Below are 26,488 nucleotides of genomic sequence, written 5' to 3'. Positions count from 1 at the left end.
CGCCCAAGAACAACAAGCCAAACCAGCACAAGATTCTGAGGAGAAAGAGTAGTGTCGTTCTTCATAGCCAGCTCTCCCCACGCACACAGCCGTCGAAGTACCCCAGACTTAATGAAGTGGGTTGCCGTCTGTGCACTGCCCGGTCTGGTCGCTCAAACGTACTTCTTTGGTTGGGGGACTCTCATCCAGTTGATTCTTGCCATTGTCATCGCCCTGAGTTTAGAAGCAATGATCATGTTGCTGCGCAAGCGACCACCAATGTCAGCGCTGCGCGACAATAGCGCACTAGTCACCGCTTGGTTACTGGCCGTCGCAATTCCGCCACTGTCGCCGTGGTGGATTGTTACTATTGGTCTGATTTTCGCGATAGTGATCGCCAAACAGCTGTACGGCGGTATCGGTCAGAACCCCTTTAATCCTGCCATGGTAGCCTACGTGGTACTACTGATATCCTTCCCAGTTCAGATGACCAGTTGGCTTTCGCCAGCCACCTTGCAGGAGACGCCTCTGACGTTCGGCGACGCACTGCATTTGATCTTTACCGGTTTCAATATTGAGGGGTTATCCCTGCAGCAGGTCCGAGCCGGCATCGATGGCGTCACTATGGCAACGCCACTGGACGCATTCAAAACCGCTCTCACCACAGGAAAAACACCTTTCGAAGCCATGCAGCAACCTCAGTTTGGCGGACTGGCGGGCGTCGGCTGGGAATGGGTTAATCTGGCTTATCTTGCAGGTGGATTGGCACTGATAAAGCTACGAGTGATCAACTGGCATATTCCGGTCAGCGTCTTGTGTGGCCTGCTATTCACCAGTGGCTTGTTGATGATTGTAACCCCGGGTGAAACAGCCTCGCCACTCATCCATTTGCTGTCGGGCGCGACCATGCTAGGGGCATTCTTTATTGCCACTGATCCGGTGTCGGCGTCCACCACGATGAAAGGCCGACTGATTTATGGGGCGTTTATCGGCGCGCTGATGGTGATCATTCGCAGTTGGGGAGGTTTCCCGGATGGCGTGGCGTTTGCTGTTTTGCTGGCTAATATGTGTGTACCGCTGATCGATTACTACACCAAGCCTCGAACATATGGGCATTAAGGAGTGTTATGTTAACTGCAATTCGTAATAATGGCCTGACACTCGCCGTCTTTGCCTGCTTGTCGACCGGGTTGGTAGCATTGACCCAATATCTGACTAAAGACAGAATTGAAGTTCAGGAACAAGCACAGCTGTTGTCGGTACTCAATCAAGTGGTACCCACATCGCTGCACGACAACGACTTGTACCGTTCCTGTACTCTGGTGCGCGACCCGGCGCTTGGTACAACTGAAGCCATGCCGGTGTATATTGCGCGGCTTGCCGGTGAGCCTAGTGCAATGGCGATTGAAACCATCGCGCCAGACGGCTACAACGGTGCCATCAAACTGATCGTCGGTATTAGGCACGATGGCACCATCACTGGCACTCGGGTGCTGGCGCATCAAGAAACGCCGGGGCTGGGTGACAAAATTGATCTCAGAATATCCGACTGGATCACCAGTTTTACCGGGAAACAGGTTACCCCGCAAAACGAAGCCAGTTGGAAGGTGCGTAAAGATGGCGGACAATTTGACCAGTTTACCGGCGCGACGATCACTCCGCGTGCCGTGGTCAAAGCCGTTAAGAAAACCGCCATCTTCATCGCACAAAATCAGGATGCGATCCTCGCACAACCCCTGACCTGTGGAGGCAACGATGAGTGAACATAAAACGCTGATCAAGAATGGTATGTGGGACAACAACCCGGCCCTGGTGCAACTGCTTGGTCTGTGTCCGTTGCTGGCGGTTTCGTCGACCATCACGAATGCACTCGGACTGGGCATTGCAACGCTGCTGGTGTTGGTCGGCTCGAATGTGACGGTTTCTTTGGTTCGCCACCACGTCCCTAAAGAGGTCCGTATACCGGTGTTCGTAATGATCATTGCGTCGTTGGTCACCTGTGTTCAACTGCTGATGAACGCTTACGCCTACGGCTTATATTTGTCACTGGGTATCTTTATTCCTCTGATCGTGACCAACTGCATCATTATCGGTCGCGCCGAAGCGTTTGCGTCCAAAAATGACGTCCTTCCAGCGGCTCAGGATGGTTTCTGGATGGGAGTTGGCATGACTTCCGTGCTGGTGGTGTTGGGTGCGCTGCGCGAAATTATCGGCAACGGCACCCTGTTTGACGGCGCAGATCTGCTGCTTGGAGAGTGGGCAAAAGTGTTGCGTATCGAAGTCTTCCACGTCGACAGCAGCTTCCTGCTCGCGCTGCTGCCACCAGGCGCATTTATTGGCGTCGGCTTTCTTATCGCACTGAAAAACATCATCGACAAACAGTTAGCCGCCCGACAGCCTAAGCAGGAAAAGCCTGCGATAGAACGCGTCCGCGTCACGAATTAAAACAATAAAACACCAGGCCAGCGTCTGGTGTTTATCCATTGGAAGCAGCCTTAAAATGAACAAAGAAAAACGCATACAGATCCTGGAGCGATTACGGGAAAACAACCCTAACCCGCAGACAGAGCTGAACTGGAGTAGCCCGTTCGAACTGCTAATCGCGGTGTTATTATCCGCTCAGGCCACGGACGTCAGTGTTAATAAAGCCACCGACAAACTCTACCCGGTCGCGAATACACCCCAGACGATGTTTGACCTTGGCGTGGATGGCGTGAAAGAGTACATCAAGACCATCGGCTTGTTTAATTCCAAGGCGGAAAACGTCATCAAAACCTGCCGAATTCTGCTCGATAAACACCATGGCGAAGTGCCAGAGGATCGGGCAGCCCTGGAAGCGCTGCCTGGCGTGGGACGCAAAACCGCCAACGTTGTGCTCAACACCGCGTTTGGCTGGCCGACGATTGCCGTTGACACCCACATCTACCGCGTGTCAAACCGCACCAAATTTGCGATGGGGAAAAACGTTGACGAGGTTGAACAGAAATTACTGAAAGTGGTGCCTAAAGAGTTTAAGCTGGATGTGCACCACTGGCTCATCTTGCACGGTCGCTATACCTGTGTGGCACGCAAGCCACGCTGTGGAAGCTGCATTATCGAAGACTTGTGCGAATTTAAAGACAAAGTATATCCGGAAAGCTAGGAGCAAATTATGGCAAACGGTCGCATTCTTCACACCATGCTGCGCGTGGGTGATCTGGACAAATCGATTCAGTTTTACACTGAAGTTATGGGTATGCAGTTACTGCGTACCAACGAAAACAAAGAGTATGAATACACTCTGGCGTTTCTGGGTTATGGTGACGAGTCTCAGGGCGCAGTGATTGAACTGACTTACAACTGGGGCACCTCAGAGTACGACATGGGCAATGCATTCGGTCACATAGCGATTGGTGTCGATGACATCTACACCACGTGCGACACAATCAAAGCTGCCGGTGGTAACGTAACCCGCGAGCCTGGCCCGGTAAAAGGCGGAACCACACATATCGCGTTTGTGAAAGACCCCGACGGGTACATGATTGAGCTGATTCAGAACAAACAAGCATCCGCTGGCCTGGAAGGTTAAACCACATGAAAAGCGGTGCTGTCACCGCTTTTATTTTTTCGTTTACATGATAATGATTATCATTTAACATTTAGTTTGATGCTATGGGAGAAAATGATGAGCATACACGATTGGGAACAGCATACCTTATTGGCCGATACCGCGATGAGTGAGCAGGACCACTTACGCAGTATTTTGCATTATCAACAGGCATTGGCACTGAGTGAACACTTGTCTTTACAGGAAGAGATCGATCTGGAAGAACGGCTAATGATTTCGGTGATCTCCTGTCACAATCTGGCGCAATTTTGGCGCTCCATTGGTGACGACCATTATGAAGTGAAATACCTGCAACTGGCATCGGAGAAAGTACTGATGTTGGTGCCGCAATGCCACAACCCCAATTGCGAAGCCTTCATTGATTCTTTAGGTTGCTGTAAAAAAGCGTTGATTGAGTTCATGAAACGCCATCCGGATCCGCGGATTGCCCATCAGGTAAAAGACATTGACTCGGTCACCAATTGCAACCAGATAGCCCGTTTTAAACTCAATTAAACAGGTGGGTCTGCTCCCCCACCTGTTTATGTCGCCACATTACACCTGAGTGCGGCCAAGAGAAATAACCACCCGACGGTTTTTGTCTTTCCCAATCGGCGAAGCATTGTCTGCGATCGGACGGCGCTTGCCATACCCTTGTACCTGAATCCGGTCTTCTGGCAGGCCAATCGACTTAAAGTAATCCCGCAGCACTTCTGCACGCTTTTCGGATAGAGCCTGACTGGCACTCTTGCCATCAACAGAATCGGTATAGGTCGAGACTAGCACCAAATCGATATCCTGATTGTAGCGAATGTACTCGGCAATCTGAGCCAAACGTTTCTGCGACGCTTTGTTCAGTTGCACACTTGAGCGATCGTAATGCAAGATAGTGAAAGCGATGTCTTCAAAGCTGTAGGGCAGCAGATTGGCAATGCAGTCACTAAAAACGTTGTACTGCTGCTGAAACAACACCGAGGATAACGCCACTTCAATTCGCTGATCCCGGCTTTGCCAATCCTGGTAACTGAATGTCGGGTAGCGGCCTTGTTCCAGTTCACCCAATATTCCCCAAGCGGTCTGACCACCGATGTATCCGTCAAATTGTTTAAAAAATTGAATGGTAGTGATCCGCTCCGCCCCTTCTCCAGGGCGCCAGGCCGGCGGCATCGACACCAGGCTGACATTACGCGTATCGCCCATCGGACGTCGCATTTTCAGTTCGAAATCGAGGTTAATTTTTTTACTCGCACGGGAAGAAAACTGAGCGTCACCATAGTTGGGAATATGATGTACCAAACGGCATTCCAGAGGCGTATTCACCAGCATTTTCCAGCTCGACTGCTGTGGTGTGGCGACATAACGTTTCTCCTGCGCATTGACGCTGGACGTCGTTACGAGCAATACCGCCGATATCGCACTCAATAGCCATTTATTCATGTTCTCGATCTTCTCTTCCATATACGGGCGGCGAAGGCTTGCCGCTTACATCTTGTCTGAAATGAATCTGCAAAATCTGCGCCAATTAGTTTGGTGTTTTCTGCCGTGCGCTGGTTTTTATCATGTGGATTATCTGTAATAATGCCAGCCCTGTCACACAATCCTGGACTCCCATGACTGAACAAAATGAAGCATTGACGCTAAAAAAACGTTTTCGTGGCTATTTTCCGGTCGTTATCGATGTCGAAACCGCCGGGTTTAATGCCCAAACTGATGCTCTGCTTGAGATATGTGCCGTTACCTTAAAAATGGACGAGCATGGCGATCTCCATCCAGCGTCAACCATTCATTTTCACGTCGAACCTTTTGAAGGTGCTAATCTGGAAAAAGAGGCTCTTGAGTTTAACGGTATTCGCGACCCGTTCAGTCCACTGCGTGGCGCGGTTAGTGAAGCGGAAGCACTCAAAGAGATCTATAAACAGGTTCGCAAAGAACAGAAGGACGCGAACTGTAGCCGCGCAATCATGGTGGCACACAACGCAAACTTTGATCACAGCTTTGTGATGGCAGCCAGTGAACGCAGCAAACTCAAACGCGTTCCATTCCATCCTTTTGCCACGTTTGATACTGCCGCCTTAAGCGGCCTGGCGTACGGTCAGACCGTTCTGGCCAAAGCCTGTAAAGCAGCGGGGATGGAGTTTGATAATAAAGAAGCTCACTCAGCGTTGTACGATACTCAAAAGACCGCTGAGTTGTTTTGTGGCATCGTGAATAAGTGGAAAGCCCTCGGTGGCTGGCCGCTCGTTGACGAACCTAATAACGATAATAAGTAAACACAACCTATCGAGATTACTATGAATCCTGTTGTCATTTCTGTATGTATCATGCTGTTGCTGGCACTGATGCGGGTGAATGTGGTGGTCGCCCTCACATTCAGTGCCATTGTCGGCGGCCTGGTTTCCGGCATGAGCCTTAACGATTCGGTGGCTGCGTTTGAAAGCGGTCTGGGCGGTGGTGCCACCATCGCGTTAAGCTACGCCATGCTGGGAACCTTTGCGGTTGCGATTTCGAAATCCGGCATTACTGACTTGCTGGCTCAAAGCGTAATCAAACGCATCCACGGCAAAGAAAGTGGCGCCGCCACGACCGGTCTGAAATACGCCGTTTTGGTGGCCCTGGTGCTGGTCACCATGTCATCACAAAACGTTATTCCGGTCCACATTGCCTTTATTCCTATTCTGATTCCACCACTGCTGGGCGTGTTTGCCAAACTCAAGCTGGACCGCCGTTTGGTTGCCTGCGTACTGACCTTTGGTCTGATCACTCCTTACATGGTCCTTCCCGTTGGCTTTGGTGGGATTTTCCTTAACAACATTTTGCTCAAGAGTCTCCGTGACAATGGCCTGGCAGACGTCACCGCCAGCCAGGTTCCGACCGCCATGCTGCTGCCGGGCGCCGGAATGATTTTTGGCTTACTGGTCGCAATTTTCTTCAGCTACCGTAAGCCACGCGAATACAAAGAAACCACGCTGACGCATGTTGACCCAGAGCCAAGCCACATCAATAAAAAGCACATCCTGATCGCGGCACTGGGCATTGTGGCAGCACTGGCCGTCCAACTGACCACCGGCTCGATGATCATCGGCGCTCTGGCGGGATTCATGGTGTTCACTTTCGGCGGTGTCATTGCCTGGAAAGAGACTCATGATGTCTTTACTAAAGGCGTGCATATGATGGCGATGATCGGTTTCATCATGATTTCCGCCGCAGGTTTCGCGGCAGTCATGAAACAGACCGGCGGCGTCGAATCTCTGGTACAAGCGCTGTCTGGCGGCATTGGTGATAATAAACCGTTGGCGGCATTACTGATGCTGGTCGTGGGCCTTCTTGTCACCATGGGTATCGGTTCATCTTTCTCGACCATACCAATCATTGCCACCATTTATGTGCCTCTGGCGATCGCTTTTGGATTCTCACCTATGGCGACCATCGCGCTGGTAGGTACTGCAGCAGCACTGGGTGATGCAGGCTCTCCGGCCTCTGACTCCACTTTGGGCCCGACTTCAGGTCTCAATGCTGATGGACAACATGAACATATTTGGGAAACCGTAGTGCCGACATTTATTCACTACAACATCCCGCTCATTATCTTCGGATGGATAGCCGCGATGGTGCTGTAACCAGCACTGCGCTGATGGAAAAACCGGCCACTAAGGCCGGTTTTTTATTTTTGCATCCGACAAAAAAAGCCCGGCAATTCGCCGGGCTAGGTATTCTTTATCGAAGGGCAAATTACCAACCGGTAACTTCGCGCAGACCTTTACCAATCTCTGCCAGAGATTTTACTGTCTTAACGCCAGCCGCTTCCAGTGCCGCGAATTTGTCTTCAGCAGTCCCTTTACCACCAGAGATAATCGCACCTGCGTGGCCCATACGCTTACCAGGAGGCGCAGTAACACCAGCGATATAAGACACAACTGGTTTAGTCACGTGCTCTTTGATGAACGCTGCCGCTTCTTCTTCTGCTGTGCCACCGATTTCACCGATCATGACGATCGCTTCAGTTTCTGGGTCTTCCTGGAACAGTTTCAGGATGTCGATGAAGTTTGAACCTGGGATTGGGTCACCACCGATACCAACACACGTAGACTGACCGAAGCCTTCGTCTGTAGTTTGCTTAACTGCTTCGTAAGTAAGTGTACCGCTGCGAGATACGATACCTACTTTACCTTTCTTGTGGATGTGACCAGGCATGATACCGATCTTACACTCATCAGGAGTGATAACACCCGGACAGTTAGGACCGATCATGCGAACGCCAGTTTCTTCTAGCTTCACTTTTACGTCGATCATATCTGTTGTAGGGATACCTTCCGTGATGGTTACGATTAGCTCGATACCTGCGTCAATCGCTTCCAGGATAGCATCTTTACAGAAAGGTGCTGGTACGTAGATGACGGTCGCTGTTGCGCCAGTTGCTTCAACTGCTTCACGAACTGTGTTGAATACAGGTAGGCCTAAGTGAGTTTGGCCACCTTTACCTGGAGACACACCACCAACCATTTGCGTACCGTATGCGATAGCTTGCTCTGAGTGGAACGTACCTTGACCACCAGTGAAACCCTGACAGATTACTTTAGTGTCTTTGTTAATTAATACAGACATTATTTAGCCTCCGCAGCAGCAACAACTTTCTGAGCAGCATCTGTTAGCGACTCAGCAGCAATGATATCAACATCAGAATTAGCAAGAACTTCGCGACCTAGGTCTGCATTAGTACCTTCTAGACGAACAACAACTGGTACGTTTACACCTACCTCTTTAACCGCACCAATAATCCCTTCTGCGATCATGTCACAACGTACGATACCGCCAAAGATGTTTACCAGTACTGCTTTCACGTTGTCATCAGATAGGATGATCTTGAATGCTTCAGCCACACGTTCTTTCGTTGCACCGCCACCGACATCGAGGAAGTTAGCTGGTTTGCCGCCGTGTAGGTTGACGATATCCATCGTACCCATTGCCAGGCCAGCACCGTTAACCATACAGCCAACGTTACCGTCTAGTGCTACGTAGTTCAGTTCCCACTGAGCTGCGTGCGCTTCACGCTCATCTTCTTGCGATGGATCGTGCATTTCACGTAGCTTAGGCTGACGGTAAAGTGCGTTTGAATCGATGTTGATCTTACCGTCAAGACACAGCAGGTTGCCTTCGCCAGTCACTACCAGCGGGTTGATCTCCAGCAGAGCCAGATCGTACTGAGCGAACATAGTGCCAAGACCCATAAAGATCTTAACGAATTGTTTGATTTGATCGCCTACAAGACCCAGTTTGAACGCAAGTTCACGGCCTTGGTAAGCTTGAGGGCCTACGAGTGGGTCGATGGCTGCTTTGTGGATAAGCTCCGGCGTTTCTTCCGCCACTTTCTCGATTTCCACACCGCCTTCAGTAGAAGCCATGAAAACGATCTTACGGCTAGCACGGTCAACGACCGCACCCAGATACAGTTCATTGGCAATGTTTGATGCTTCTTCTACCAGGATTTTAGTGACTGGCTGACCATTCGCGTCTGTTTGGTAAGTAACCAGGTTTTTGCCCAACCACTTTTGCGCAAACTCTTTCACGCCATCTTTGGTATCGTGCAGTTCAACACCGCCCGCTTTACCACGTCCACCAGCGTGAACCTGACATTTAACGACTTTCTTCTCCGTCGTAATACGGCCAGCGGCTTCAAAAGCTTCTTGTGGCGTATCACATGCGTAGCCTTCCGGCACAGGCAAACCGAATTCTGCAAACAGCTGTTTGGCTTGGTATTCATGCAAATTCATTGTGTTATTCCGTTTGTTTATCCCTTGTGGGATTTATTATTTCCATAAGGCGTAAGCAAGCGCTTCGCCAAACGTATGTAGGGTGCTTCTAAAAAGCTGTCACTGATAACAGCAACACACTGGAGTTGAGCATTCCAGTGGAAAAGGTGCCGGAAAACCGGCACCTGAATTCCGCCTTAAACGTCCAGAAGCAGACGTGTTGGATCTTCCAGCAGTTCCTTGATAGTCACCAGGAAGCCCACGGATTCACGACCATCGATCAAACGGTGGTCATAGGATAGCGCCAGGTACATCATCGGTAGGATTTCAACCTGACCGTTCACCGCCATTGGACGCTCCTGGATCTTGTGCATACCCAGAATCGCAGACTGTGGCGGGTTGATGATTGGCGTCGACATCAGGGAACCAAACACACCGCCGTTGGTGATGGTGAAGTTACCGCCCATCAGCTCATCAACCGTCAGCTTGCCATCACGGCCCTTCACAGCCAGCTCTTTGATGCCTTTTTCGATCTCAGCAAAACCCAGCGTATCGCAATCTTTCAGTACCGGCGTCACCAGACCACGTGGTGTGGAAACCGCCATGCTGATGTCAAAGTAGTTGTGATAAACAATGTCATCACCATCAATGGATGCGTTGACTTCAGGGTAACGTTTCAGTGCTTCGGTTACCGCTTTCACGTAGAAAGACATGAAGCCCAGACGAATACCGTGGCGCTCTTCGAACTGATCTTTGTATTGCTTACGCAGATCCATGATAGGTTTCATGTTGACTTCGTTAAACGTGGTCAGCATCGCGGTGCTGTTTTTCGCTTCCAGCAGACGGTTGGCTACCGTCTTGCGCAGACGAGTCATCGGCACACGTTTTTCAGTGCGCGCAGCAGCTGGAACCTGAATGTCGCCTTTGTCTGCTTCCTGTTTCGCTCCTGATTGAGCGCTCTTAAGGTAAGCATCGATGTCTTCGCGCGTGATACGACCACCTACACCAGTGCCTTTCACTTGCGATGCGTCCAGATTATGCTCTGCCAGCAGGCGGCGTACCGCAGGACTCAACGCATCGTTGCTCTCTTCGGTCAGCGCAGCTTTGTGACGTTTATCTGGCGAGGATTCTGACTCTGCGGTGGTGTCCGCTGTAGGTTCACCCGCAACCGCGCCTGGCTTCAACTTAGCCAGCAGTTGTTTAGACAGAACGGTAGCGCCTTCTGCTTCAACAATCGCTTCCAGGACACCATCTTCAGGTGCAGGAACTTCCAGGACAACTTTGTCGGTTTCAATATCGACGATTACTTCATCACGAGCGACCGCTTCACCTGGTTGTTTGTGCCAAGTAGCTACGGTTGCGTCGGCAACTGATTCAGGTAAATCTGGAACCAGAATTTCAACTGTCATATCTGTGTCTTCCTTTTACTTCTAGTTCTTAAGCTAGGGTCAGAGCGTCTTCGACCAACGCTTTTTGTTGTTTCAAGTGTACCGACATATAACCTACTGCTGGTGAAGCAGAGGCTGGGCGGCCCGCGTATTTAAGATCCGCACCGGCAGGAATCGCCGCTCGGAAGTTATGTTGACTCGAGTACCAGGCGCCTTGGTTTTGTGGCTCTTCCTGACACCAAACGTAGTCAACCGCATTGGTGTACTGTGCAATTGCTGCTTTCACATCGTCCAACGGGAAAGGATACAGCTGTTCGATACGAACAATTGCGACATCTTCCTGTTCGTTGGCGCGACGTTGCTCCAACAGATCGTAGTACACCTTACCTGCACAAAATACGACGCGTTTCACTTTTGTCGGGTCCAGGTTGTCCACTTCAGGGATCGCTGGCTGGAATGTTCCTTCTGCCAAATCTTCCAGTGTTGAGGTACACAATGGATGACGCAGCAGTGACTTCGGAGACATCACGATCAGAGGACGACGCATTGGACGCACAACCTGACGACGAATCATGTGGTAAACCTGAGCTGGTGTCGACGGAACCACCACCTGCATGTTTTGCTCCGCACACAACTGAAGGTAACGTTCAAGACGTGCAGAGGAGTGCTCTGGTCCTTGACCTTCGTAGCCATGTGGTAACAGCATCGTCAAACCACACAAACGTGCCCATTTTTGCTCACCGGAGGAAATGAACTGGTCGATAACCACTTGAGCACCGTTAGCGAAATCACCAAACTGCGCTTCCCACAGGGTCAGACCACCCGGCTCGGCCGTGGCATAGCCGTATTCGAATGCCAATACTGCTTCTTCTGACAAAACAGAGTCAAATACCTGGAATGGCCCCTGTTTGTCGTGAATATTTGCCAGAGGCATGTAAGTGCTGGCGTCGCCCTGGTTATGCAGTACCGCATGGCGGTGGAAGAAAGTACCACGGCCTGAATCCTGACCAGAAATACGGATGCGTTTGCCTTCATCAACCAGCGTGGCGTAAGCCAATGTCTCAGCCATACCCCAGTCAAACAGTTTCTCACCCGTCAGCATCGCTTTACGATCGTTGTACAGCTTATTCACGCGACTTTGCAGCTTATGACTTTCCGGATATTGGCAAATACGCTGACCCAGTTCCAGCAAACGCTGGCGATCAAACTGATTCGCCCATGCTTCGTCCCAATCGTGGCCCAGATACGGAGACCAGTCGACTGAATGCATCGTCATCGGACGCCACTCTTTCACCACCACTTCACCGTGGTCCAGAGCGTCGCGATATTCGTTCACCAGTTGCGTCGCGGTTTCGATGTCACACTCATTGCGGTCAATCAAAATGTCGGCATACAATTTACGCGGCGTCGGGTGTTTTTTGATTTTCTGGTACATCAACGGCTGAGTCGCGTTCGGCTCGTCCGCTTCGTTGTGACCATGACGGCGGTAACACACTAGGTCAATAACCACATCACGCTTGAATTCGTTGCGGTAATCCAGCGCCAGACGCGTCACAAACGCGACCGCTTCTGGATCATCTGAGTTCACATGGAAAATCGGCGCCTGAACCATCTTCGCGATGTCAGTACAGTACATGGTTGAGCGGGTATCACGAGGATTGGAGGTGGTAAAACCAACCTGGTTATTAACCACAATACGCACGGTACCGCCTACCTGGAAACCACGAGCCTGAGACATATTGAACGTCTCTGCCACCACACCCTGACCAGCAATCGCAGAATCACCGTGAATCGTGATAGGCAGTACACGACTGCCGTCTTTATCGCCCAAGCGATCTTGACGGGCTCGTACTGAACCGATCACCACCGGGTTAACGATCTCGAGGTGCGACGGGTTAAACGCCAGTGCCAAGTGCACATTACCGCCAGGGGTAGCGAAGTCTGCTGAGAAGCCCTGATGGTACTTCACATCACCCGTTCCCCAGGTTTCATCGTGTTTGCCGGCAAATTCGTCAAACAGATCCTGCGGACGTTTACCCAGTACGTTCACCAGCATGTTCAGACGACCACGGTGCGCCATACCAATCACGACTTCGCGCATGCCCGTGTTGCCAGCGTGACGAATCAGTTCTTTGGTCATTGGGATAAGAGCATCACCGCCTTCCAGTGAGAAACGTTTTGCACCAGGGAATTTGGCCCCGAGGTAACGTTCCAGACCTTCCGCCGCAGTCAGCTCTTCAAGGAAAGTACGCTTGTGATCATTATCAAACGACGGCTGACCCACAACCGGTTCCAGACGCTGCTGAATCCAGCGCTTCTGTTCGGTGTCGGTAATGTGCATGTATTCTGCACCAACGGAGCCGCAGTAGATTTTCTGAAGAGCAGAATGAATGTCTTTCAGTCGCATAGTGTCTTGCCCGATGGCAAAAGAACCTACGTTGAAAGTTTCTTCGTAATCGTCTTCGGTGAGATTGTGGAATGCTGGATCGAGTTCAGCCACAGGAGGACGTTTCCAGATTCCCAGAGGGTCTAATTCAGCTGCTTCGTGACCGCGAAAGCGGTACGCATTGATAAGCTGAAGTACTTTTACTTGCTTTGCATCGACATCAGGATCACTAACTTGGACACTGTAATGCTTTGTCTCTTGAGCGAGTCGTCGGAAGTAGTCACGGACACGTGAATGCGGTTGTTCTGTTGTCTCTTTCGAGTTTACAGGTAAGCCGTCAAAAACACGTTTCCACTCCTCACTTACCAGATCGGGATCACTTAGATACAGTTCGTAGAGTTCTTCTACATAAGTTGCATTGGCGCCAGCCAAGTGTGAAGACTCGAGCCATGCCTTCATCACGCCGTTTTGCATATTTTCCCTTAACCAGTAGTTTTCACGTTTGCTTCGGTCTACGCCGAGCTATTAAAGGCCGGCTTCCACCCAGAGGCAGAGCCGGCAATTTTGTTGTTACTTTACACCGAGCGGTTCACCAACATGGTCTTAATATGACCAATGGCTTTCGTCGGGTTCAGTCCCTTAGGACAAACACTGACACAGTTCATGATGCCGTGGCAACGAAAAACGCTGAAAGCATCATCAAGATCAGACAAACGTTCGTCTGTTGCAGTATCACGGCTGTCAATCAACCAGCGATACGCTGCCAGAAGTCCTGCTGGGCCGATGAACTTGTCCGGATTCCACCAGAACGATGGGCAGGATGTCGTACAACACGCACACATAATACATTCATACAAACCATCCAAATGCGCACGTTCTTCTGGAGATTGCAAGTTCTCTCTTGATGGCGGTAATGCGCCATCATCAATCAAGAAAGGTTTAACTTTCGCATAGTTATCGTAGAACTGCGTCATGTCAACGATCAGATCACGAACCACAGGCAATCCAGGCAGAGGACGAATCACAATCTTGTCGCCTTTCAGCGCCGACAGAGGCGTGATACAAGCCAGGCCATTTTTGCCATTCATGTTTAGCCCGTCAGAACCACATACCCCTTCACGGCAAGAACGACGGAATGCAATGCTAGGATCCTGCTCTTTCAACGAAATAAGCGCATCCAACACCATCATGTCCGACCCTTCGTCCACTTCTAGGGTGTAGTCTTTCATGTAAGGTTTGTTATCCACATCCGGATTGTAACGATACAAAGAGAAGTTCAGTTTCATTGTTCAGTACCTCCCTTAGTAAGTACGTACTTTCGGCGGGAAAGCTTCACGATGCACTGGCGTCATGTTCACATCACGCTTGTTCATCGATTCCGTTTCCGGGTTGTAGATAGAGTGGCACAGCCAATTTTCATCATCACGCTCTGGGTAGTCAAAACGTGCGTGTGCACCGCGGCTCTCGGTACGATAGTTTGCCGCAACCGCCGTCGAGAAAGCGGTTTCCATCAGGTTGTCCAGTTCCAGACACTCAACGCGCTGGGTATTGAACTCCTGAGATTTGTCCGCCAGGTGTGCGTTTTTCAGACGCTCACGGATCACTCTCAACTCTTCCAGACCAGTTGCCATAGCATCACCTTCACGGAAAACCGAGAAGCTGTTTTGCATGCAGCGTTGCAGATCTTTGCGGATTTCAACCGGATCTTCACCACCTGTGCTGTTTTCCCAGCGCATGGTACGAGCCAGAGAGGCTTCGATATCCGACTCCGTCGCCGGACGCGCTTCGGCTTGCGCCGCCAGCGTTTCACCCAGGTGCAGACCGGTTGCACGGCCAAACACCACTAAGTCGAGCAGCGAGTTGCCGCCCAGACGGTTGGCGCCGTGTACTGACACAGAAGCAATCTCACCACAGGCATACAGGCCTTGTACTTCGACATCCTGACCGGATGTGGTTTGCTTAATCGCCTGACCAGAGACCTGAGTGGGTACACCGCCCATCATGTAGTGACAGGTTGGAATAACCGGAATCGGCTCCTTCACAGGATCCACGTGTGCAAAGGTCCGAGATAACTCACAGATGCCTGGAAGACGCGACTCTAGGACATCTTTACCCAAGTGATCCAATTTCAGCTTAATGTGTGGACCCCATGGGCCATCGCAGCCACGACCTTCACGGATTTCAATCATCATAGAACGCGCCACCACGTCACGACCAGCCAGGTCTTTGGCGTTAGGTGCGTAACGTTCCATGAAACGCTCACCGTCTTTGTTCAGCAGGTAACCACCTTCACCACGACACCCTTCCGTAACCAGAACCCCAGCTCCGGCAATGCCCGTTGGGTGGAACTGCCACATTTCCATGTCTTGCATTGGTACGCCCGCGCGCAATGCCATACCAACACCATCACCGGTATTGATGTGGGCATTAGTGGTCGAGGCGTAAATACGGCCTGCACCACCGGTTGCCAATACCGTCGCTTTCGACTTGAAGTAACAGATTTCACCGGTTTCCATGCAAAGCGCAGTACAACCCATCACGGCACCGTCCTGGTTCTTCACCAGATCCAATGCATACCACTCAGAAAAAATTGTGGTTTTGTGTTTGACGTTTTGTTGGTAAAGCGTGTGCAGCAACGCATGACCAGTACGGTCCGCCGCAGCCGCAGTACGAGCTGCCTGTTCACCACCAAACTCTTTCGACTGACCGCCGAAAGGACGCTGATAGATGCTACCATTGTCAAAACGCGAAAACGGCAAACCCATTTTTTCGAGCTCAATTACCGACTCAGGGCCGTTTTTACACATGTATTCGATGGCGTTCTGATCACCGATGTAATCAGAACCTTTAACCGTGTCGTACATGTGCCACTGCCAGTTATCTTTATGCGAGTTGCCCAGAGCAACCGTGATACCACCTTGCGCAGACACTGTGTGGGAGCGAGTCGGGAACACTTTGGACAGCAGTGCACAAGTCAGGCCCTGCTCAGAAATTTGCAGTGCAGCACGCATACCTGCACCACCAGCGCCGATTACAACGGCATCAAATTCACGAACTGGAATAGTCACTTACGCACCCCACAAAATAAACAGACCAGAGAAGAAATATCCTAACAGCACGGCAATCACACCAAGCTGCAATCCAGCACGCAGTGCCGTCGGCTTGATGTAGTCTGTCAGTACTTGCCATAACCCGATCCACGCGTGAATCAGGATAGAAACCAAAGCAAGCATGGTGAACGTTTTCGTAAACGTGCCACCAAAGAATTGGGTCCAAGATACGTAAGAGATATCACCAGAGAAAGCAATGAAGCTTACTAGGTAAATAGTGTATAGCGTCATAATGATTGCAGTTGCACGGATTAGCAGATAATCGTGCACGCCATTACGACCAAATGAAGAAACATGTTTTACCATACCAGTACCCCCGCCAGAAGAGACAACACGGCAGTGGCGCCGAATGCGACTTTGGCGCTCATGGCACCAGATTCAAGTTCTTCGAAATATCCGAGATCCATCAGCAAGTGACGAATACCACCGGCAATGTGATAAGCCAGTGCGGTCAGAATACCCCAGAGGATAAACTTAACGAAGAAACCACCGACGATATCGCTGGCTTGCATAAAGCCAACTGGGGAGGACAAGGAAATGGATAATAACCAAAGCAAAATTCCGATAGCAACAAACGTAATCACCCCGGACACACGATGCAGGATGGAAGCGATTGCTGTGATCGGAAAGCGAATGGTCTGCAAATCTAAATTAACAGGTCTTGACTTTCTTTCTTTCACGGGCTTGCTCACTCAGCTCCATTGAGCATTTATAGTTATGAACGAAAATTTGGCTTCAAACCCACAAAAGTTAACATCTGTTTAACAAATTCTCGTAGCAAACAAGGATTAAAATGTAAAACTTTTGTTAACAACAAGACTAGAAACGTCACCTCACTCTTGTTTCGAGCCTTGAATTTATAAGGTTTTCCCCAAAATTTACTGCGCCATCTTACGGCTGGCAACATTCTAATACAATTGATGTAACAATTTTTGCTACACAGAACAGATTTTTAACTATGGACCTATAAAAAATCATAACAAGTGCACAAGTCGGAGGAGAAAAATTGACTTTGTTAACGAACACACGTACAAAAATGACACACAAACATCCTGGACGGATTAAATAATAAACAAAGGAGATTGTTATGGCAGATAAGAAAGCGACCCTTCATATTGAGGGGAAAGCGCCAATCGAACTGCCGATTATGGACGGGACTCTTGGTCCTCAGGTAATCGACGTTCGTACTCTAGGCTCAAATGGTTACTTTACTTTTGACCCTGGTTTTCTTGCCACTGCATCCTGTGAATCTCAAATCACTTACATCGATGGCGCAAAAGGTGTGCTGCTACACCGCGGTTACCCAATCGATCAATTAGCCAATAACGCTGATTACTTAGAAGTATGTTATATCCTTCTTTATGGTGAAGCCCCTACACGTGAGCAATACGAAGCGTTCAAAACAACAGTAACGCGTCACACTATGGTCCATGAGCAAATTGCGAGTTTCTTCCACGGTTTCCGTCGCGATGCTCACCCTATGGCCGTTATGTGTGGTGTGGTTGGAGCTTTGGCCGCCTTCTACCATGACTCTTTAGACATTAATAATGATGAACACCGTGAAATCGCGGCTTATCGTTTGTTGTCTAAAATGCCGACTCTGGCTGCGATGTGTTACAAATACTCCATCGGTCAGCCATTTATCTACCCACGTAACGATTTGAGCTACGCGGAAAACTTCCTGCACATGATGTTCGCCAACCCATGTGAGGAGTACGAAGTAAACCCTGTGGTTGCTCGTGCAATGGATAAAATCTTTACCCTGCACGCGGATCATGAACAGAATGCCTCCACGTCAACCGTACGTTTGGCGGGTTCATCAGGTGCTAACCCATTTGCGTGTATCGCTGCGGGCATCGCATCTCTGTGGGGGCCTGCTCATGGCGGTGCAAACGAAGCATGTCTGCGTATGCTGGAAGAGATCGGTAGCGTCGACAACATCCCAGAATACATTGAGAAAGCGAAAGACAAAGACGATCCTTTCCGTTTGATGGGCTTTGGTCACCGTGTTTACAAGAACTATGACCCACGTGCGACAGTTATGCGTGAAGCCTGTCACGACGTGTTGAAAGAGCTGAACATCAGCGATCCGCTGCTTGATGTGGCAATGGAGCTGGAGCGCATCGCGCTGTCAGACGAATACTTTGTCGAGAAGAAGCTGTACCCGAATGTCGACTTCTACTCTGGTCTTATTCTGAAAGCGATTGGTATTCCAATCTCAATGTTTACCGTGATCTTCGCGATGTCACGGACCATTGGTTGGATTGCTCACTGGAATGAAATGCACAGTGATCCGCACAACCGTATTGGTCGCCCGCGTCAGTTGTACACTGGCCAGAAACTGCGTGATTTCAAACCGTTGTACGAACGCGAATAATCGTCAAGCCAACACAAAAAGAGCGAGTATTTACTCGCTCTTTTCATTTGCTGTTTTTGACCGGCCCGGGGCGGTTAAATCATTGGGGTCTCGGTGTTGACGCCCAGATTCTGGCCACGATGACGCAGTAAATGATCCATCAGAACAATCGCCAGCATAGCCTCAGCGATGGGCACTGCTCGGATACCCACACACGGATCATGACGCCCTTTGGTGATCAGTTCGGTACTTTCCCCGCTTCGCGTAATGGTTTCACCGGGTACGGTAATGCTGGAAGTTGGCTTCAGCGCAATGTTGGCGACGATGTCCTGTCCTGTAGAGATTCCACCCAGAATCCCACCGGCGTGGTTACTGGTAAATCCTTGAGGTGTCAGGCTGTCACGGTGTTGACTGCCTTTCTGACTCACCACGTCAAAACCATCGCCAATCTCAACCCCTTTGACAGCGTTGATGCTCATTAGCGCATGCGCGATGTCCGCATCAAGACGATCAAACACCGGTTCACCTAAGCCGACAGGCACCTGCGTGGCAACAACCTGAATCTTAGCGCCAATCGAATCACCCTGCTTTTTCAGATCGCGGATCAACTGATCAAACGCATCCACCTTATTCACATCCGGACAGAAAAAGGCATTGTTCTCAATTTCATCCCAATCGACTTTGTCGATAGAGACATCCCCCATTTGTGACAGGTAGGCGCGAATTTCTACACCAAAGGTCTGTTTTAGGTATTTTTTCGCAATTGCACCTGCCGCAACACGCATGGCAGTTTCACGCGCAGACGAACGGCCGCCTCCGCGATAATCACGAATACCATACTTTTGGTGGTAGGTATAATCTGCGTGACCCGGACGGAATTTATCTTTAATGTCCGAATAATCTTTCGAGCGTTGATCGGTGTTTTCAATCAACAGGCCAATGGACGTTCCGGTCGTTTGCCCTTCAAACACGCCAGAAAGAATTTTGACTTCGTCCGGTTCACGACGCTGAGTCGTATAACGTGACGTGCCAGGACGACGGCGATCCAGGTCGATCTGAATGTCGGCTTCACTGATTTCCAGCCCCGGTGGGCACCCATCGACGATACATCCCAGTGCGATACCGTGACTCTCTCCGAACGTAGTTACCCGGAAATGTTGTCCGATACTGTTTCCTGCCATTACTTCCTCATGTATCTGGCCATTGCCGCCTGATTTTGCAGCAACCACCAGGTTTACTGTCTGTTGTTCGTGATTTCATAGTGTCTTTATTACGTTTTGATGTAAACCCCTCTCCGGCAACTATTTCGAATTTATTGAACGAATAAAAAAACGCCGGAGTCATTACCCCGGCGTTTTCAGTTTCATTCGCGAATCAGTCTTTGTACAAAGAGAAGTCACTCGCACAATCGAGCAATTGTTGTCGGGTCAGCATGAAGACCCCATGACCGCCGTTTTCAAATTCAATCCAGGTGAACGGGATGTGAGCGTACTGCTCCATCATATGGATCATAGAATTGCCCACTTCACAGATCAAAATACCGTCATCGGTCAGGTAATCCGGTGCGTTAGCCAGGATACGGCGTACCAGTTTCAGACCGTCGGTGCCCGCTGCCAGACCCAGTTCCGGCTCATGGGTAAACTCATCCGGCAGGCTGTTCATGTCCTCTTCATCCACATAAGGGGGATTAGAAACGATCAGATTGTAACGTTCTTTTGGCAAGTCCCTGAACAGGTCCGAACGAATCGGGAAGACCTGTTGTTCCATGCCGTGGTCCTGAATGTTCTGCTCTGCCACCTGCAACGCATCCACTGAGATATCAATCGCATCCACTTCGGCTTCCGGGAAAGCGTGTGCACACGCGATCGCAATACAACCACTACCGGTACACAAGTCCATGACCCGCAGTGGTTCTTCAATTAACCAAGGCTGGAACTGATTCTGAATCAATTCACCAATCGGTGAACGCGGCACCAGTACTCGTTCATCGACGAAAAACTCCAGGCCACAGAACCAGGCTTTATTGGTCAGGTATGCGGTCGGCGTGCGTTCATTAATTCGCTTGACAACACGTTCCACTACACGCAAACGTTCGCTGCTGGTCAGACGAGAATTCAGGACATGTGGCGGTACATCAATAGGCAAATACAGGGTAGGCAGAATCAACTGCACTGCTTCATCCCAGGCATTATCCGTACCATGACCGTAAAACAGATTAGCGGCATTAAAGCGGCTGACTGTCCAACGAATCATATCTTGAAGGGTATGAAGCTCAGATACGGCTTCTTCTACAAAAATCTTATCCAAAATTGCCTCCGAAAAGCGCTACAATACTGCCAATTGCAATTGATCAATCGTTTTGAACCCAGATGAGCAAAAAAGACACCGATATCGACGACGATTTCGCCCTTTTTCGGGACGCAGTACAGGGCGTAAAAAAGTTGCGTCAGGATACCATAATCCAGCAGCCAAACAGAAACGCTAAGCAAAAACAAATTACCCGCTTTAGCCGTGAAGCCAGCGATACAGAATTCTACTTCTCAGACGAGTTTGTCCCTTTGCTCAGCGAAGACGGTCCGACCCGCTACGCCCGAGATGATGTTTCTCAGTATGAGGTTAAGCGGCTAAGACGTGGTGTGTACGTACCGGATGTGTTTCTCGATATGCATGGCATGACGCAGGCAGAAGCAAAACGTGAACTTGGTGCGATGATCGCGTATTGCGTAAAAAATGAAGTGCACTGTGCTTGCGTCCAGCACGGGATAGGCAAACATGTCCTGAAACAAAAAACCCCGTTGTGGCTTGCCCAGCATTCCGACATCATGGCCTTTCATCAGGCACCACTGGAATTTGGTGGTGACGGTGCACTGCTGATCCTGTTGTCCATCCCTGAAAAATAGTCGGCAGTGCGGATGCACTGCCTGCGTGTTACTCGGTTAATGGTTGCTCGGTATCCACTTCGCGGTATTGCGGTTTCTTTCTCACATAAAGACGACGCTGCACTTCCGCGACTACCTGCCCCTGCCGATCTTTAACGTGGATAATGAACTCCGGAAAGCTTTTCTCGCCGTACGCCGTCTGCTGAAGAATCTCGTTCAGTTTCGCTTCTGTCACAGTGAATTCTGCGTACAGATCAGACTGGCCCGGCTTGATGAAATTGATGCTGGCATCTTTGTCCCACACATAATACTGCTCTCCAAGAATACCCATCAACATCAATGAATAAACCGGATCAGTCAGTGAAAAAATACTGCCGCCATACTGGGTACGATTGGCATTTTTGTTCCACCAGCGTAACTTGAGTTTCATGCTGACTTGACGAAAATCGTCGCTGATGGACAAAATCCGGATCCCGGAACCCCAGAAAGGTGGCCAGACATTGAGGGCAAATTTGACCAGGCCCGGCTTATAAATTCTTGCCAGTGATTTGTTCATGCTCTTATCCCTGATACTGAACTGTGTTTCGCTAACATGTTACACAATTGTAACTGGTCAGATCAGCATTATCAGTGACATTACACGCCTTTACAAAATTTTCCTAGTAACCCTTTGAAGTTCGTGGTTTATTGTTTAGGGCTACTACCCTATAATGCTAATAATATTGAATTCTGTTAATTGCTGCAGATCATCAACAGGAAAGTATATGTCAGATAACAACCAAGCGTTAAAGGATGCTGGTCTAAAAGTTACCCTTCCGCGACTGAAAATTTTAGAAGTATTACAGCAGCCAGAATGTCAGCACATCAGTGCAGAAGAGCTTTACAAGAAGCTGATCGACTTAGGTGAAGAAATTGGCTTGGCTACCGTATACCGTGTCCTTAACCAATTTGATGATGCAGGTATTGTTACCCGTCACCACTTTGAAGGCGGCAAATCCGTTTTTGAACTGTCGACTCAGCACCACCATGATCACCTGGTTTGTCTCGACTGTGGCGAAGTGATCGAATTCTCAGATGACCTGATTGAACAACGTCAGAAAGAAATTGCTGAGCAATACAACGTCATTCTGACCAATCACAGTCTGTACTTGTACGGTAAATGTGCCGACGGGGCTTGCAAAGACAACCCGGACGCCCACAAGCCAAAAAAGTAATCGAAATTTAAAAAGCCAGTCCTTAACGACTGGTTTTTTTGGCTCTGAAAAGATCAACCCAATATAAAAAAGCCGGCGATTGCCGGCTTTTTCTCTTCATCACTCGTGATTACTGGTTCTCAATTTTCGCCCAGGTATCACGCAGTCCAACGGTACGGTTAAACACCAACGCAGCAGCTTTCGACTCTTTTGCATCGACACAGAAGTAGCCCATCCGTTCGAACTGATAGCCTTTTTCAGCTTCCGCGGACGCCAGACTTGGTTCAACGTACCCGTTCACCTTAATCAGTGAGTCAGGGTTGATCGTCTCAGCGAAGTTATCCGCGGACGCCGGGTTCGGCACAGTGAACAGACGATCGTACAGGCGAATTTCTGCCGGCAACGCTTTATCTGCAGACACCCAGTGAATCACGCCTTTCACCTTGCGACCGTCCGCTGGGTTCTTGCCAAGCGTATCTGCATCATAAGTACAGAAGATCGTTGTGATGTTGCCTTCTGCGTCTTTCTCGACACGTTCGGCTTTGATCACATACGCACCGCGCAAGCGCACTTCTTTCCCCAGTACCAGACGCTTGTATTTCTTATTCGCTTCTTCGCGGAAATCTTCACGTTCAATCCAGATTTCACGGCTGAACGGCACTTCCCGCTCCCCCATTTCGGGTTTGTTCGGGTGGTTGGCGACCGTCAGATTTTCCACTTTGCCTTCATCAAAGTTCTCAATCACAACTTTTACCGGATCCAGCACAGCCATTGCACGTGGCGCGTTCTCGTTCAGATCATCACGAATGCACGACTCCAAAGAGCCCATTTCGATCATATTGTCCTGTTTGGTCACACCAATACGCTTACAGAATTCACGAATCGACTCTGGCGTGAAACCACGACGACGCAAGCCTGAAATGGTTGGCATACGAGGATCGTCCCAGCCATCAACCAATTTCTCGGTCACCAACTGGTTGAGTTTACGCTTTGACATCACTGTGTACTCAAGATTCAGACGGCTGAACTCGTACTGACGCGGACGGCAATCAATCGTGATGTTTTCCAGTACCCAATCGTAGAGACGGCGGTTGTCCTGGAACTCCAGCGTACAGATAGAATGCGTAATGCCTTCCAGTGCATCCGAGATACAGTGAGTGAAGTCATACATCGGGTAGATGCACCACTTGTCACCGGTTTGGTGGTGATGAGCAAAACGGACACGGTACAGCACCGGATCACGCATGACCATAAACGACGATGACAGGTCGATCTTGGCACGCAGACACGCCGTACCTTCTTCAAAGCCACCGTCACGCATTTTTTCAAACAACGCCAGGTTTTCTTCTACGCTGCGGTCACGGTACGGGCTCGGTTTACCCGGCTGGGTCAGTGTGCCACGGTATTCACGAATCTGCTCAGGACTTAGCTCTTCAACATACGCTAAGCCTTTGTTAATTAATTCCACTGCATACTCGTAAAGCTTATCGAAGTAGTTTGATGAGTAACACACCTCACCTGACCATTCAAAGCCTAACCAATGTACATCATTCTTAATTGACTCAACGTATTCGACGTCTTCTTTTTCCGGGTTCGTGTCATCAAAACGCAGATTACACTGGCCCTGGTAGTCCTGAGCAATACCAAAGTTCAAGCAAATGGATTTTGCGTGACCTATGTGCAGGTAGCCGTTTGGCTCCGGCGGGAAACGAGTATGCACACTTGTGTGTGTACCATCCGCTAAATCTTTATCAATGATTTGGCGGATGAAGTTCGATGGACGAGCCTCAGCTTCACTCATCTATAGCACCTCAATAATTTTAGTATTGTCAGAAAAAACAGGCTCTGCGCGTGCGGTCACGCGGCAGAGAAAATTACCGTTAATGATCCACAATTCTGCCTGCCAGCACAACATAAACACGCAATTTCTTGAGAATATTTGCGTTTCCGGCACCAACACGGTGCAATCGTCGAAATTGTAAGCACAAAAAAAGCCTCCCGGAGGAGGCTTTTAACACCAAAAACAGTCGGTTTGATTACGGCAGTTTAACGTCCGTCAGATCTTCATTAGCACCGATGGCTTTCATTTCACCGGCCACAATCTCAGCCAGTGGGCCAAGGATAACTTGCAGGTTATTTTCACCCAGCTTCACTACCCCTTTGGCACCCAACTTTTTCAGCACATCTTCATCAGCGACAGAGCGGTCTTTCAGTGTCAGACGCAGCCGAGTGATACACGCATCGATGGAAGTCAGGTTTTCGTGACCACCCAGTGCTTTCAGGTACTGGCGTGCCAGGTCCCCTTTGGTGTTGTCACCAGCAGGCGCTACCACTTCAGAGTCATCGTCTTCACGACCTGGTGATTTCAGGTTGAATGCGCGAATCGCGAAGCTGAATGTAAAGAAGTACAGTGCACCAAAGCCCAGACCGATAATCAGCAGAATCCAAGGCTTAGTTGCCAGCCCCCAGTTCAGTATGAAGTCGATCAGACCCGCAGAGAAACCAAAGCCGTGCAGAGTACCGAACATGTTTGCCACGACCAGAGACAGGCCGGTGAACACAGCATGAATCGCATACAGAGCTGGTGCCAGGAAGACAAACATGAATTCCAGAGGCTCAGTGATACCGGTCAGGAATGAACAGAATGCAACTGAGAACAACGCACCACCAACCTGGCTGCGTTTTTCAGCTGGCGCGGCCAGATACATAGCCAGTGCTGCACCTGGTAAACCAAACATCATTACCGGGAAGAAGCCATTCATGAACACGCCCGCGCTCTTGTCGCCGCCGAAGAAACGGTGCAAGTCGCCAGATTTCAGTGTTTCAGTCACTTCTTTCACCGTCGCTGTGATTTCAGGCGTCACAGAGTTAACAAACTCGAAGGTATGAGGCTGACCAACCACCAGCGTTTTCGCAATCGCCGGATCCACACACAGCTGTTGCAGCGCAGGCAGCGCCTGGCCAGCAGCTTGAGCGCCGGTAACTACGATTTCTTGACAAGTCCCCATACCAAACCAGAAGTATGAGTTCAGCACGTGGTGCAGACCCACAGGGATCAGCGCACGGTTTAATGTGCCGTACACAAACTGACCAATCGCGCCAGAGGTGGACACCGCGTGTGCCAAAGTATCCAGACCACCTTGAATCGTTGGCCAAACCACGCCAGATACCGCGCCCGCAACCAGTGCAAACAGGCCTGCCATGATTGGAACCAAACGCTTACCGGCAAAGAACGCCAGCCATTCCGGCAGACGCGTATTGTGGAACGCGTTGTACGAGTGACCGGCAATGATACCGGCGAAGATACCACCGAAGAACGACATATTGACGCTCGCGTCAATTGTCGATGCTGTCGCGGTCAAGACGAAGTAAGCAACCGCCCCCGCCAGGCCAGCCGCACCGGAACCGTCTTTCGACAGACCAATGGCGATCCCTAAGCCAAACAGCAGTGGCAGGTTGCTGAAAATTGCGTTACCGGCCTGAGCCATAAACGGGATATCAAGTAGGTCAGGTTGACCTAAGCGTAATAGTAGCGCCGCAACGGGAAGCGTTGCGATAGGCAGCATCAAAGCTTTACCTAGCTTTTGCGCATATCCAAGAATATTCACCTCAAGTTCCCCCTATAGGATTTCTAGTATTTTGCTGAGCCACTTATTTTAGTCGCTCAATTTAGTCATGGTCAGTTTATGACATTAATTTTGCTCCGCAAATTAAAACCTTATCATTTGTGATCATAATCACCAGAAATACACCGCTCTGAGGGATTTTGCTAGCGAGATCATAAAACTTATTTTACAATATAAAAAAACACAGATTTAGCGATAATATCCAAAGCAGAGACAACGATAAGTGGTGGTTCAGAGT

General features: G+C 49.8%; 25 protein-coding genes. 11 read left to right on the top strand and 14 right to left on the bottom strand.

Features of this window, described 5'->3' with window-relative positions; translation table 11 throughout:
- Positions 1 to 51 precede the first annotated feature (51 nt).
- The 6 genes from rsxD (at position 52) to CAG65_RS15980 (ending at position 4,081) form a co-directional block, all read left to right on the top strand.
- Positions 52 to 1,098 carry an electron transport complex subunit RsxD gene (rsxD, locus tag CAG65_RS16005; protein WP_161447932.1) on the top strand — a complete coding sequence of 349 codons (1,047 nt, stop codon included), beginning with the start codon at positions 52 to 54 and terminating at the stop codon, positions 1,096 to 1,098.
- A gap of 8 nt (positions 1,099 to 1,106) precedes the next feature.
- The gene (gene rsxG / locus CAG65_RS16000; protein WP_161454271.1) at positions 1,107 to 1,742 is read left to right on the top strand and encodes an electron transport complex subunit RsxG; all 636 of its coding nucleotides are present in this window, start codon (positions 1,107 to 1,109) and stop codon (positions 1,740 to 1,742) included.
- The gene (locus CAG65_RS15995) at positions 1,735 to 2,424 is read left to right on the top strand and encodes an electron transport complex subunit E (protein WP_161454270.1); all 690 of its coding nucleotides are present in this window, start codon (positions 1,735 to 1,737) and stop codon (positions 2,422 to 2,424) included. Before rsxG ends, CAG65_RS15995 begins: the two co-directional genes overlap by 8 nt.
- A 55-nt stretch (positions 2,425 to 2,479) precedes the next feature.
- Complete coding sequence (nth, locus tag CAG65_RS15990) at positions 2,480 to 3,121, top strand: endonuclease III (protein ID WP_021703818.1); 642 nt, start codon at positions 2,480 to 2,482, stop codon at positions 3,119 to 3,121.
- Positions 3,122 to 3,130: 9 nt separating this feature from the next.
- Positions 3,131 to 3,547, top strand: coding sequence for a lactoylglutathione lyase (gene gloA, locus CAG65_RS15985; RefSeq protein WP_161447936.1), 417 nt, complete (start codon positions 3,131 to 3,133; stop codon positions 3,545 to 3,547).
- A gap of 96 nt (positions 3,548 to 3,643) precedes the next feature.
- A complete protein-coding gene (locus CAG65_RS15980) occupies positions 3,644 to 4,081 on the top strand; it encodes a DUF2753 family protein (RefSeq protein WP_161447938.1) in 438 nt (145 codons plus the stop codon).
- 39 nt (positions 4,082 to 4,120) lie between these two features.
- Here CAG65_RS15980 and motY read toward each other — a convergent pair whose 3' ends face one another.
- Complete coding sequence (gene motY, locus CAG65_RS15975; protein ID WP_040902252.1) at positions 4,121 to 5,002, bottom strand: flagellar protein MotY; 882 nt, start codon at positions 5,000 to 5,002, stop codon at positions 4,121 to 4,123.
- 173 nt (positions 5,003 to 5,175) lie between these two features.
- On the opposite strand from motY, the gene rnt reads away from it, so the two are divergent.
- Together rnt and CAG65_RS15965 are read left to right on the top strand one after the other, a co-directional pair.
- Positions 5,176 to 5,835 (top strand): ribonuclease T, encoded by a 660-nt coding sequence (gene rnt / locus CAG65_RS15970; protein ID WP_021703814.1) that lies wholly within the window; start codon positions 5,176 to 5,178, stop codon positions 5,833 to 5,835.
- A gap of 21 nt (positions 5,836 to 5,856) precedes the next feature.
- Complete coding sequence (locus CAG65_RS15965) at positions 5,857 to 7,182, top strand: Na+/H+ antiporter family protein (RefSeq protein ID WP_161454269.1); 1,326 nt, start codon at positions 5,857 to 5,859, stop codon at positions 7,180 to 7,182.
- A gap of 112 nt (positions 7,183 to 7,294) precedes the next feature.
- On the opposite strand, the gene sucD is transcribed toward CAG65_RS15965, so the two are convergent.
- The 8 genes from sucD to sdhC form a co-directional block, all read right to left on the bottom strand.
- On the bottom strand, positions 7,295 to 8,167 hold the full coding sequence (gene sucD / locus CAG65_RS15960; protein ID WP_021703812.1) for a succinate--CoA ligase subunit alpha: 873 nt from the start codon (positions 8,165 to 8,167) through the stop codon (positions 7,295 to 7,297).
- On the bottom strand, positions 8,167 to 9,333 hold the full coding sequence (sucC, locus tag CAG65_RS15955; RefSeq protein ID WP_021703811.1) for an ADP-forming succinate--CoA ligase subunit beta: 1,167 nt from the start codon (positions 9,331 to 9,333) through the stop codon (positions 8,167 to 8,169). Before sucC ends, sucD begins: the two co-directional genes overlap by 1 nt.
- A gap of 176 nt (positions 9,334 to 9,509) precedes the next feature.
- Entirely contained in the window at positions 9,510 to 10,721 is a 1,212-nt protein-coding gene (gene odhB / locus CAG65_RS15950) for a 2-oxoglutarate dehydrogenase complex dihydrolipoyllysine-residue succinyltransferase (RefSeq protein WP_021703810.1), read from the bottom strand.
- Positions 10,722 to 10,749: 28 nt separating this feature from the next.
- Positions 10,750 to 13,560 (bottom strand): 2-oxoglutarate dehydrogenase E1 component, encoded by a 2,811-nt coding sequence (gene sucA, locus CAG65_RS15945; protein ID WP_021703809.1) that lies wholly within the window; start codon positions 13,558 to 13,560, stop codon positions 10,750 to 10,752.
- Positions 13,561 to 13,661: 101 nt separating this feature from the next.
- Positions 13,662 to 14,372: a succinate dehydrogenase iron-sulfur subunit gene (locus tag CAG65_RS15940; protein ID WP_021703808.1), complete on the bottom strand. Its 711-nt coding sequence runs from the start codon at positions 14,370 to 14,372 to the stop codon at positions 13,662 to 13,664.
- Positions 14,373 to 14,387: 15 nt separating this feature from the next.
- The gene (sdhA, locus tag CAG65_RS15935; RefSeq protein ID WP_021703807.1) at positions 14,388 to 16,154 is read right to left on the bottom strand and encodes a succinate dehydrogenase flavoprotein subunit; all 1,767 of its coding nucleotides are present in this window, start codon (positions 16,152 to 16,154) and stop codon (positions 14,388 to 14,390) included.
- A complete protein-coding gene (gene sdhD / locus CAG65_RS15930; protein WP_021703806.1) occupies positions 16,155 to 16,502 on the bottom strand; it encodes a succinate dehydrogenase, hydrophobic membrane anchor protein in 348 nt (115 codons plus the stop codon). It lies immediately after the preceding gene.
- Positions 16,496 to 16,888, bottom strand: a complete 393-nt coding sequence (gene sdhC, locus CAG65_RS15925) for a succinate dehydrogenase cytochrome b556 subunit (protein WP_021703805.1) — start codon at positions 16,886 to 16,888, stop codon at positions 16,496 to 16,498. The genes sdhD and sdhC overlap by 7 nt, the downstream gene beginning before the upstream one ends.
- A gap of 395 nt (positions 16,889 to 17,283) precedes the next feature.
- Here sdhC and CAG65_RS15920 point away from each other — a divergent pair, with 395 nt between their 5' ends.
- A complete protein-coding gene (locus CAG65_RS15920) occupies positions 17,284 to 18,573 on the top strand; it encodes a citrate synthase (RefSeq protein WP_021703804.1) in 1,290 nt (429 codons plus the stop codon).
- Positions 18,574 to 18,647: 74 nt separating this feature from the next.
- Here the strand turns inward: CAG65_RS15920 and aroC are convergent, their stop codons facing one another.
- Positions 18,648 to 19,733 (bottom strand): chorismate synthase, encoded by a 1,086-nt coding sequence (gene aroC / locus CAG65_RS15915; protein WP_161454268.1) that lies wholly within the window; start codon positions 19,731 to 19,733, stop codon positions 18,648 to 18,650.
- Between the two features lie 193 nt (positions 19,734 to 19,926).
- Positions 19,927 to 20,859, bottom strand: coding sequence for a 50S ribosomal protein L3 N(5)-glutamine methyltransferase (gene prmB / locus CAG65_RS15910; RefSeq protein WP_161454267.1), 933 nt, complete (start codon positions 20,857 to 20,859; stop codon positions 19,927 to 19,929).
- A gap of 62 nt (positions 20,860 to 20,921) precedes the next feature.
- Between prmB and smrB the strand changes: the two genes are divergently transcribed.
- Entirely contained in the window at positions 20,922 to 21,452 is a 531-nt protein-coding gene (gene smrB / locus CAG65_RS15905) for an endonuclease SmrB (RefSeq protein WP_161454266.1), read from the top strand.
- A 28-nt stretch (positions 21,453 to 21,480) separates the two neighbouring features.
- Here the strand turns inward: smrB and CAG65_RS15900 are convergent, their stop codons facing one another.
- Positions 21,481 to 21,987, bottom strand: a complete 507-nt coding sequence (locus CAG65_RS15900; protein ID WP_161454265.1) for a DUF4442 domain-containing protein — start codon at positions 21,985 to 21,987, stop codon at positions 21,481 to 21,483.
- A gap of 208 nt (positions 21,988 to 22,195) precedes the next feature.
- On the opposite strand from CAG65_RS15900, the gene fcrX reads away from it, so the two are divergent.
- Entirely contained in the window at positions 22,196 to 22,645 is a 450-nt protein-coding gene (gene fcrX, locus CAG65_RS15895; RefSeq protein ID WP_021703799.1) for a ferric iron uptake transcriptional regulator FcrX, read from the top strand.
- A gap of 109 nt (positions 22,646 to 22,754) precedes the next feature.
- Here the strand turns inward: fcrX and glnS are convergent, their stop codons facing one another.
- Entirely contained in the window at positions 22,755 to 24,425 is a 1,671-nt protein-coding gene (glnS, locus tag CAG65_RS15890) for a glutamine--tRNA ligase (RefSeq protein ID WP_161454264.1), read from the bottom strand.
- A 235-nt stretch (positions 24,426 to 24,660) separates the two neighbouring features.
- A complete protein-coding gene (gene nagE / locus CAG65_RS15885) occupies positions 24,661 to 26,232 on the bottom strand; it encodes an N-acetylglucosamine-specific PTS transporter subunit IIBC (RefSeq protein WP_161454263.1) in 1,572 nt (523 codons plus the stop codon).
- Positions 26,233 to 26,488: the final 256 nt, after the last annotated feature.

Source organism: Vibrio sp. V39_P1S14PM300 (assembly GCF_009904765.1).
GTDB classification, from domain to species: Bacteria; Pseudomonadota; Gammaproteobacteria; order Enterobacterales; family Vibrionaceae; genus Vibrio; species Vibrio proteolyticus.
The sequence above is the reverse complement of the archived record's forward strand: the minus strand, read 5'-3'. Positions and strand labels throughout refer to the sequence as shown.